Below are 9,961 nucleotides of genomic sequence, written 5' to 3'. Positions count from 1 at the left end.
AGAGTAGGACACCGCCGGACTCCTTTTAAACGAAAGAGCCACCCAACGCTGGGTGGCTCTTTCGCGTTAACACGACAACGACTCAAAGGCCGCGCGGCTCACGCGCGGCCTTTGCTATATCCGAGGTGCTTTTCCAGCGTGCGCGCCGCGGCGCGGACAGCATCCGCCGCCTTTGGGTCTCTGCGCTGTTCCCACGTGACGGCGACGGCCGCCGCGGGCCACCCCGCGTGGTCTCGCACGGCGACGGCCACCGAACGGAACTCTGGCGTCACCTCGCCGTCCTCTGATGCGATCCCTGTGGTCCGGGCTTCTCGCAGCACCTCGCGCAACTCCGACGGTCGCGCCGGCCCGTGCCCGGTACGGTCGGTGAACGCCGCGGCATCGGGGTAGAGCGCACGTACCTGACTCTGAGGCAGCATGCTGAGCATCGCGCGCCCGGTTGCGGTGAGGTGGGCCGGGAGCCGCACGCCGACGTCGGTGACGAGAGCGGGGCGTCGAGCCGCGCGTTCTTCGACGATGTAGAGCACGTCGCGTCCACTCATCACCGCAAGGTGGGCGCTCTCGCCCACCTGATCGGCGAGAGCGGCGATCACGGGCCTTCCCAGCCGCGCGAGCGGCTCCTGTCGCGCGTAGCCACCGGCGAGTTCGAACGCGCTCGTCCCAAGACCCCAGCGTCGCTCCTGGGGGAGGTGCACGACGAAGCCGTGTGTCTCGAGCGTCGCGAGCAGGTGATAGATGGTCGACCGCGGAATGCCGAGATCCCGGGCCAGCGACGAAGCCGCGACCGGTGCAGGCCGTCGCGCCAGATGGCGCAGGACGCGCAACGTCTGATCCGCCGCCGGCACCTGAGGTCGGTGGGCGTCGCTTTTGTCTGGGATCACAGACACAGTCTCTCACCGCAGCACCCGTTCGTGCCCCCGAGCGGGTGGAATCGATACATGCAGTCTTCTTCCTCCGTGATCATCGGCGATGCGCCGCTTGCACCCGTACAGGTCGTCTCCGTCGCGCGCGGCGGCGCACCCGTTGAGATCAGTGACGGCGCGCGAGCGCGCGTCGCCGCTGCCCGTGCCGTCATCGACGACCGGGCCGCCGACCCGCATCCGCACTACGGCGTGTCCACCGGTTTCGGTGCGCTCGCGACGACCTTCATCGCCCCGGAGCGGCGTCGTCAGCTGCAGGCGAGTCTGATCCGTTCGCATGCCGCAGGTACGGGTGCCGAGGTCGAGACCGAGGTGGTGCGCGCACTGCAGCTGCTGCGGCTGCAGACACTCGCGTCCGGCCACACCGGCGTGCGCCCGGTAGTCGTCGACACGTACGCCGCGATGCTCAACGCCGGCATCACGCCTGTCGTGCGCGAGTACGGTTCGCTCGGCTGTTCCGGCGACCTCGCGCCGCTCGCGCATGTTGCGCTGGCCGCGATGGGCGAGGGCGATGTGCGGGATGCGCACGGTGAGCTGATGCCCGCGGCGGATGCCCTGTCGGCAGCATCCATCGAGCCGCTCGTGCTCGTCGAGAAAGAAGGTCTCGCCCTCATCAACGGCACTGACGGGATGCTGGGCATGCTGCTGCTGGCGCTGCACGACCTCGAGACTCTCGTGACCACCGCCGACCTCGCAGCGGCCATGTCGATCGAGTCGCAGCTGGGCACCGATGCCGTGTTCGCCACCGACCTCATGGCGCTGCGACCGCAGCTCGGACAGGCCACCAGCGCCGCCAACCTGCGTGCATTCCTGGGGGACTCGCCGATCGTCCACTCGCACAAGGGCCCCGAGGACGGCCGCGTGCAGGACGCATACTCGCTGCGGTGCTCGCCGCAGGTGCACGGCGCCGTGCGCGACACCATGGCGCACGCCGCACTGATCGGTGAGCGCGAGCTGGCATCCGTCGTCGACAACCCCGTCGTGACCACCGACGGGCGCATCGCCTCGAACGGCAACTTCCACGGCGCGCCGGTCGCCGCGGTGCTCGACTTCCTTGCCATCTCAGTGGCCGACCTCGCCTCGATCTCGGAACGGCGCACCGATCGCGCGCTCGACCCGGCGCGCAGCCACGGGCTGCCGCCCTTCCTCGCTCACGAAGTGGGCGTCGACTCGGGGCTGATGATCGCGCAGTACGCCGCTGCCGGAATCGTCTCCGAGCTGAAGAGGCTCGCCGTTCCAGCATCCGTCGACTCCATCCCGTCGTCGGCCATGCAGGAGGACCACGTCTCGATGGGCTGGGCGGGTGCGCGCAAGCTGCGCCGCGCCATCGACGGGCTCGCGCGGGTGCTGGCGATCGAACTCATCACCGGCGCCCGCGCGCTCGATCTGCGTGCGCCCCTGCAAGCGGGGCCCGCCACGGGCGCCGTACGGGATCTCGTGCGCACGGTCGCCGCCGGTCCCGGGCCCGACCACTTCCTCTCACCCGACATGGAGGCCGTCACCGAGCTCGTGCGCTCGGGCGCGGTCGCCCGCACTGCGAAGGAGCATGCCGATGTCTGACACCACCACCCGTACCGTCCGTGCCGCGCGCGGCAACGAGCGCACCGCCAAGACCTGGGGCGCCGAAGCCGCCAAGCGGATGCTGATGAACAACCTCGACCCCGAGGTTGCCGAGCATCCCGAGGATCTCGTCGTCTACGGCGGAACGGGACGGGCCGCCCGCAGCTGGGAGGCGTACGACGCGATCGTGCGCACCCTCGACGAGCTCGAACCCGATGAGACGCTGCTGGTGCAGTCCGGCAAGCCCGTTGGCGTGTTCCGCACACACGAGTGGGCGCCGCGGGTGCTGATCGCAAACTCGAACCTCGTCGGCGACTGGGCGACCTGGCCCGAGTTCCGTCGCCTGGAAGCACTCGGACTGACGATGTACGGGCAGATGACGGCCGGGTCGTGGATCTACATCGGCACCCAGGGCATCCTGCAAGGCACCTACGAGACCTTCGCCGCGGTTGCACGCTCGCTGGGCCGGGACTCGCTCAAGGGCACGCTCACCCTCACCGGCGGTGCCGGCGGCATGGGCGGCGCGCAGCCGCTGGCAGTCACCCTCAACGAGGGCGTGGTGCTGATCGTCGACGTCGACGAGTCGCGTCTTGAGCGTCGCGTGGCGCACGGCTATCTGGACGAGTACACCACCGACCTCGATGCGGCCATCGCGCGCGTCGTCGCTGCCAAGGAGGCCGGCGAGGCCCTCTCGGTGGGCGTGGTCGGCAATGCGGCCGAGGTGTTCCCCGAACTGCGTTCGCGCGGCGTGCCGATCGATGTCGTCACCGACCAGACCAGTGCGCACGACCCGCTTGCCTACCTGCCGCTGGGCATCGCGTTCGCTGATTGGAAGGCCGAGGCCGAACGCGACCCGGAGGCGTTCACACGCCGCTCCCGTGAGTCGATGGCCGCGCACGTGGCCGCGATGGTCGCGTTCCAGGACGCAGGTGCGGCCGTGTTCGATTACGGCAACTCCATTCGTGCCGAGGCGAAGCTGGGCGGGTTCGACCGGGCGTTCGAGTTCCCCGGGTTCGTGCCGGCGTACATCCGCCCGCAGTTCGAGGAGGGGCGCGGACCGTTCCGCTGGGCTGCGCTGTCGGGCGACCCGCAGGACATCTACAAGACTGACCGGGCGATCGCCGAGCTGTTCCCCGAAGACGCAGCGCTGCACCGCTGGCTGGACAAGGCCGGCGAGAAGGTGCACTTCGAGGGTCTGCCTGCGCGGATCTGCTGGCTCGGGTACAAGGAGCGCCACCTGGCGGGTCTGAAGTTCAACGAGATGGTCGCCTCGGGCGAGCTCTCGGCGCCGATCGTGATCGGCCGCGACCACCTCGACTCGGGATCGGTCGCGTCTCCCTACCGTGAGACCGAGGCGATGAAAGACGGATCGGATGCCATCGCCGACTGGCCCCTGCTGAATGCGCTGCTGAACACGGCGTCCGGGGCGAGCTGGGTGTCGCTGCACCACGGCGGTGGCGTCGGCATCGGCCGGTCGATCCATGCCGGGCAGGTGACCGTCGCCGACGGCAGCGAACTGGCCGCCCAGAAGCTGGAGCGCGTGCTGACCAATGACCCGGGTACCGGTGTCATGCGGCACGTGGACGCCGGGTACGACCACGCCCGTGACATCGCCCGCGAGCGCGGTCTGAACATTCCGATGGGCCTGTAGCCGCCCCCCGCACTCGCGTACCCTCCCCACGAGGGGTCAAGAAACGTCGCGTCACACCGCGCGAACCCGACAGAAATTGACCCCTCGTGGGTGGGGAGAGGGAGACGGAGAAAGGGAGAGAGGATGCTGATGACGAGGACGCTGATCACCAACATCGGGGAGTTGACGACCAACGACCCGGCGGTCGACGGGACGGCGACCGGAACCATGCGCGACGCCGCCGTGCTCATCGACCACGGCCGCATCGAGTGGGTCGGCGCGGCCGACGCGGTTCCCACGACACCCGAGGGGTATCTGGAAGTGGATGCCCGAGGCCGGGCGCTCATCCCCGGATTCGTCGACAGCCACAGTCACATCGTGTTCGGCGGGGACCGCGCCGCCGAGTTCGAGGCGCGCATGGCGGGGCAGAAGTACGCCGCCGGGGGCATCCGATCGACGGTGGCGGCTACGCGCGCGGCATCCGACGACGACCTGCGCACGCGACTGCGCGGGTTCCTCGACGAGATGCTCGCGCAGGGCACCACCACCATCGAGATCAAGAGCGGCTACGGGCTCGACGTCGAGACCGAGGCGCGCCTGGTGCGCCTGGCCGCCGAGGTGACCGACGAGGTGACGTTCCTCGGGGCGCACGTCGTGCCGGCCGAGTACGCCGATCGCGGCGATGAATACGTCGACCTGGTCATCGGCGACATGCTCGACGCGTGCGCGCCGCACAGCAAATGGATCGACGTGTTCTGCGAGACCGGTGCGTTCACGGTGCCCCAGTCGCGTCGGGTGCTCGAAGCGGGCATCGCGCGTGGCCTGCAGCCAAGGGCGCACGCCAGTCAGCTGGGCACGGGGGAGGGGGTGCAGCTCGCCGTCGAGCTGGGCGCAGCCTCGATCGACCACGGCACCTACCTGGCCGAGGCGGACGTGGCCGCGCTCGCCGCATCCGAGACCGTGCTCACTCTGCTGCCCGGTGTGGAGTTCTCGACCCGGCAGCCGTACCCCGATGCGCGTGCGCTGATCGACGCGGGGGTGACGGTGGCGCTGGCCTGCGACACCAACCCGGGGTCGAGCTTCACCTCGTCGATGCCGTTCTGCATCGCCGTGGCCGTGCGGGACATGGGCATGACAACGGCCGAGGCGGTCTGGGCAGCGACGGCGGGAGGTGCGCAGGCACTGCGCCGCGATGACATCGGTGTGATCGCCGTCGGCAAACGGGCCGACCTCGTGCTGCTCGATGCTCCCACGCGCGTGCACCTGGCGTACCGGCCCGGCGTGCCCCTGATCGCGCACGTCTGGAAGGACGGTGAGCGGATCCGTTGAGACGGCCCTGCCATTGGTGGACGCGGGTAGCGTGGGGGCATGGCTCGAATCCTCATCATCGGCGGTCACGGAAAGATCGCGCTGCTGCTCGCTCCGCTCCTCGTCGCGCGTGGTGACGAGGTCTCGGCGGTGATCCGCAACCCGCAGCACGCCGAAGACGTGCGCGCGACGGGTGCGGTACCGATCGTCTTCGACGTGGAGCACGAGGGGCAGGCCGCGCTGGCGCGCATCATCGCCGGGCACGACGCCATCGTCTGGTCGGCCGGCGCGGGCGGCGGCAACCCGCAGCGCACGAAAGCCGTCGATCACGATGCCGCGGTGCGTTCGATGGATGCCGCGGCGGATGCCGGAGTACAGCGCTACGTCATGGTCTCGTACTTCAACGCCTCACCGGATCACGGCATCGACCCTGCGGACGGGTTCTTCGCGTACGCCGAGGCCAAGGCCGCCGCGGATGCGCACCTGCGGGCATCCGCACTGGACTGGACGATCCTCGGGCCGAGCCGCCTGACGCTAGCCGCCCCGAGCGGCCGCATCGACGCGACGGCCGAGGTGTCGGGGGAGGTCTCGCGCGCGAATGTCGCCGAGGCGATCGCCGCGACCCTGCACGACCCCTCGACGATCGGTCGCACGATTCGGTTCAACGACGGGGAGACGCCGATCGCGGAGGCGATCCGCGGCCGCTGACCCGGCCTACCCCCGATCGACCAGCCCAGCGAGCAGCTCCAGCACGCACAGGGCGGCCAGGCGAACGGTGCGCCCGTCCGGGGCATCCGCGGTCGCGTCGACCTCGGCGATGTCGGCGCCGACCACCCGGGCATCCGATGCGACACGGCGCGTCAGTGCCCGCAGCTCCCACGCGGCCAGGCCGCCGGGAACGCTGGCAGGGCACCCCGGCGCCACCGAGCGGTCGCAGACGTCGACGTCGATGTCGAGGTGCACGCGGGCATCCGCCCCGGCACCCGCCACCTCGAGCGCTTCCGCCGCGACATCGTCGATGCCGCGCCGGCGCACCTCGTCGAGAGTGATGACACGGATGCCCCAGTCGGCCGCGCGCTGCGCGTAGAACGCAGAGTTCGCGAAGTCGGCGATCCCGATCTGCACGATGCGCCGCGGATCGATCCGTTGCGCCTCGGGGGCATCCTCGACGAGTCGGCGCACGGGGGTGCCGTTGGAGACGCCGTCGCGCAGGTCGAAGTGCGCGTCGAACGTGATCAGGCCGGTCGCAGAGACACCGCGGGCGACCGAGTAGGTGAGCGAGTTGTCGCCGCCGAGGGCGATGACCCGGCGAGCGGATGCCGCCAGCTCGGCCACCCGGTCGACCGTGCGCTCGGTGCCCGCGGCGGAGTCCGGGTCGTCGATGTCGCCCGCATCGGCGATGCGCAGCGCTGCGCCGAGGTCGATCGCCGGCGGGCCCATCAGCGTCGGACTGTATCGGGCGAGAGCGTCGCGGATGGCTGCAGGGGTGGCATGGGCGCCGGTGGGGGACAGCGAGGTGCTGTGCACCGGAACGCCGAGCAGCGCGGCATCCACGCGCTCGCCGTTGAACGCGGGCCAACTTCCGGCGCGCGGCCAGGACGGATCGTGCGAGAGTGCCATGCGTTCAGACTCCGGGGATCAGGGCGTGCGCGATCGCGAAGATCGTCACGCCGGCGAGGGCACCGACGACGGTGCCGTTCAGGCGGATGTACTGCAGGTCGCGGCCCACCATGAGCTCGATCTTCTCGGTGGTCTCGGCCGGATCCCAGCGCTCGACGGTGTCGGTGATGATCGAGGCGATGTCGTGCCGGTAACGGTCGACGAGGAAGACAGCGCCCTCGGTGGCCCAGCCGTCGACGCGTCGCTGCAGGGCCGCATCCGTCGTCAGGCGTCGGCCGATGTCTTCCAGCGCCGTGGTCGCGCGAAGCCGCAGACCGCTCTGCGGGTTGGCGAGGGCCGCGAGCAGCCCGGCCTTGGCGGTGTTCCAGGCCTGAGCGGCGAGCTCGCCGACACGGGGGCTGTCGAAGACGCTCGCCTTCGCCCCCTCCAGACGTGCACGCATGGCCGGGTCGTGCTGCAGTCCGTCGGCGAGGCGGGCCAGGTAGCCGTCGACGGCGAGACGCGCCGGATGCTGCGGATCGGCCTGCACGGCGCGGATGAACTTCACGGCTTCGGCGTACGCGGTCTCGTCGACGAAGCGGTGCGCGAGGCGCGGAACCCAGGCGGGAAGACGTCGCGAGATCAACCCTTGGAACGCGGTGGAGTTGTTGTCGAGCCAGCCGGCGATGTTGTCGACGGCGAGGTCGACGGCGCCACGGTGGGCGTCGGCCTGCACGATCTTCTCGAGCCATGCCCCTGCGGGCGGGCCCCACTCCGGTTCGACCAGGTGGTCGTGGGCGAGGTCGGCGATGAGATCGCGCACATCGTCGTCGCTGAGCGCGCGCAGCACTGCTGCGGCGATCGTCGAGCCCTCGGCGGCGACGCGCTGCGCGTGCGCGGGCTGGGACAGCCAATCGCCGAGGCGATGCGCCACCGCGGTCGAGGCCACCTTCTGCCGCACGACCTCGGCGGAGAGGAAGTTCGTCTCGACGAACTCTCCCAGTGACCGGCCGATCTCATCCTTGCGGTTCGGGATGATCGCGGTGTGCGGGATGGGGAGCCCGAGGGGCCGGCGGAACAGAGCAGTCACGGCGAACCAGTCGGCCAGCGCCCCGACCATGCCGCCTTCGGCCGCCGCGCGTACATAGCCGAACGCGGGGTAGCGGCCCTGGAGGGCGAATGCGATCACGAAGACCACCGCCATCAGCAGCAGCGCGCCCAGCGCCACCGCCTTCATGCGGCGGAGCCCGCGGAGTCGCTCCTGGTCGGCGGGTGAGAGCAGTGCCATCGGTGTGCGCGGCATGTGGTCATCCTTTCACGCGCACCGGCGCGAGCGTGTCAGGGCGGACTACGCTCGGAGATGTGATCGAAGACATCCAGAAGCGCGCCCTGCACCGCACCAGCATCCTCGAGGGTCAGCTGCGCGGCATCACCCGGATGATCGAGAACGAGGAGTACTGCATGGACATCATCACGCAGTCGCGTGCCGTGCAGCGCTCGCTCGAGTCGCTCAACCGACTGCTGCTCGAGAACCACCTGCGCACGCACGTCACGCACATGTTCGAAGCCGGGGGCGAAGAGCGCGACCAGGCGGTCGGCGAGCTGCTCAAGGCCTTCGATTTCGATCGGAAGTAGGTTCATTTCCGTTGTCAAGCATCATTCTGACAACGGATATCGTCGCACTATCCGGTAAAATCTTCGCTTTTCGCTGTACCTCCCCGCTGAGTTGTGGTTGACTATCGGCACGTCAGAACTCAACGTGGAGGTTCCATGGCCGATTCCGCACCGGCGGCGACCGCACCCGATACCGGCAACACGACCGGGGGTGTCGAGATCGTCGGCGTCACCAAGCGCTACGGCGACTCCATCGCCGTCGACAACCTCTCACTCTCGATCCAGCCGGGGGAGTTCCTCTCGCTGCTCGGCCCGTCCGGCTGCGGCAAGACGACGACCCTGCGCATGATCGCCGGGTTCGAGCATCCCGACAGCGGCGACATCAGCATCTCGGGACGCAGCGTGCTGGGGCTGCCGCCGTACAAGCGTGAGGTCAACACCGTCTTCCAGGCCTACGCGCTGTTCCCGCACATGTCGGTGGCCGAGAACGTCGCATACGGTCTGCAGCAGCGCGGCGTGCCCAAGGCCGAGCAGCGCCAGCGGGTCGCCGAGGCCCTCGACATGGTGCAGCTGCGCCGATTCGCTGACCGCAAACCCACGATGCTCTCGGGCGGTCAGCAACAGCGCATCGCGCTTTCGCGGGCACTGATCAACCGGCCCAGCGTCCTTCTGCTCGACGAGCCTCTGGCGGCGCTCGACCGACAGCTGCGCGAAGAGATGCAGGTCGAGTTGAAGCTGCTGCAGGCACGACTGGGAACCACCTTCGTGTTCGTCACCCACGACCAGGGCGAGGCGCTGTCGATGAGCGACCGCATCGCCGTCATGCGGGCCGGGCGCATCGAGCAGCTCGACGGCCCCGAGCAGATCTACGCGGCGCCCGCGTCGGCGTACGTGGCCTCGTTCATCGGCCAGCAGAACTTCGTGCAGGGCACCGTCGCTGCTGACGGCGCGGCCATCGACACCGACCTCGGTGTGATCGCCGGACCGTGGGGCGGAGAACGGGTATCTCCCGGCGGATCGGCCGTCGCCGCCATCCGCCCCGAGTTCATCCGCCTCGAATCCGCGGGTTCGACCGCGAACGGCGCAGACGCCCGCGTGCTCAGCGTGTCGTACCTGGGCGAGACACTGCAGGTCGTGGTCGGCGCCGGCGAGCAGACCCTGCTCGTGCGCACGCCCGCACCGACGGCACCCTCGGTCCGCGTCGACGACGACGTGCGCTGCGTCTGGTCACCCGACGATGTGCGGCTGTTCGCCACCGATGGCGCGCCGCTGGCATCCACCCACGTCATCACCCTGCCCGACCGCTCCGGCACCTGACCGCGCGGTTCCC

9 protein-coding genes are annotated in these 9,961 nt (G+C 69.8%); 6 read left to right on the top strand and 3 right to left on the bottom strand.

The annotated features are described in order from the left end of the window. Nucleotides 1–98: 98 nt before the first annotated feature. Complete coding sequence (locus tag ACLD0U_RS12940; protein WP_374222203.1) at nucleotides 99–881, bottom strand: IclR family transcriptional regulator; 783 nt, start codon at nucleotides 879–881, stop codon at nucleotides 99–101. A gap of 57 nt (nucleotides 882–938) precedes the next feature. Between ACLD0U_RS12940 and hutH the strand changes: the two genes are divergently transcribed. The 4 genes from hutH to ACLD0U_RS12920 all read left to right on the top strand — a co-directional run bounded on the left by hutH (nucleotide 939) and on the right by ACLD0U_RS12920 (nucleotide 6,126). Further along, entirely contained in the window at nucleotides 939–2,480 is a 1,542-nt protein-coding gene (hutH, locus tag ACLD0U_RS12935) for a histidine ammonia-lyase (protein WP_410340850.1), read from the top strand. Then, a complete protein-coding gene (gene hutU, locus ACLD0U_RS12930) occupies nucleotides 2,473–4,131 on the top strand; it encodes a urocanate hydratase (protein ID WP_179410236.1) in 1,659 nt (552 codons plus the stop codon). The genes hutH and hutU overlap by 8 nt, the downstream gene beginning before the upstream one ends. A 129-nt stretch (nucleotides 4,132–4,260) precedes the next feature. Beyond that, nucleotides 4,261–5,439, top strand: a complete 1,179-nt coding sequence (hutI, locus tag ACLD0U_RS12925) for an imidazolonepropionase (RefSeq protein WP_410340849.1) — start codon at nucleotides 4,261–4,263, stop codon at nucleotides 5,437–5,439. A gap of 39 nt (nucleotides 5,440–5,478) precedes the next feature. Then, on the top strand, nucleotides 5,479–6,126 hold the full coding sequence (locus tag ACLD0U_RS12920; RefSeq protein WP_410340848.1) for an NAD(P)H-binding protein: 648 nt from the start codon (nucleotides 5,479–5,481) through the stop codon (nucleotides 6,124–6,126). A gap of 6 nt (nucleotides 6,127–6,132) precedes the next feature. On the opposite strand, the gene ACLD0U_RS12915 is transcribed toward ACLD0U_RS12920, so the two are convergent. Together ACLD0U_RS12915 and ACLD0U_RS12910 are read right to left on the bottom strand one after the other, a co-directional pair. Further along, the gene (locus ACLD0U_RS12915) at nucleotides 6,133–7,038 is read right to left on the bottom strand and encodes an agmatinase family protein (RefSeq protein WP_410340847.1); all 906 of its coding nucleotides are present in this window, start codon (nucleotides 7,036–7,038) and stop codon (nucleotides 6,133–6,135) included. 4 nt (nucleotides 7,039–7,042) lie between these two features. Beyond that, the gene (locus tag ACLD0U_RS12910; protein ID WP_410340846.1) at nucleotides 7,043–8,320 is read right to left on the bottom strand and encodes a DUF445 domain-containing protein; all 1,278 of its coding nucleotides are present in this window, start codon (nucleotides 8,318–8,320) and stop codon (nucleotides 7,043–7,045) included. Nucleotides 8,321–8,379: 59 nt separating this feature from the next. Between ACLD0U_RS12910 and ACLD0U_RS12905 the strand changes: the two genes are divergently transcribed. Together ACLD0U_RS12905 and ACLD0U_RS12900 are read left to right on the top strand one after the other, a co-directional pair. Continuing rightward, the gene (locus ACLD0U_RS12905; protein WP_179410241.1) at nucleotides 8,380–8,652 is read left to right on the top strand and encodes a metal-sensitive transcriptional regulator; all 273 of its coding nucleotides are present in this window, start codon (nucleotides 8,380–8,382) and stop codon (nucleotides 8,650–8,652) included. Between the two features lie 135 nt (nucleotides 8,653–8,787). After that, entirely contained in the window at nucleotides 8,788–9,948 is a 1,161-nt protein-coding gene (locus ACLD0U_RS12900; RefSeq protein ID WP_179410242.1) for an ABC transporter ATP-binding protein, read from the top strand. Nucleotides 9,949–9,961: the final 13 nt, after the last annotated feature.

The organism is Microbacterium sp. 2216-1, from assembly GCF_046507855.1.
Lineage (GTDB): Bacteria > Actinomycetota > Actinomycetes > Actinomycetales > Microbacteriaceae > Microbacterium > Microbacterium esteraromaticum_C.
This window is presented reverse-complemented; position numbering and strand designations above follow the sequence as displayed.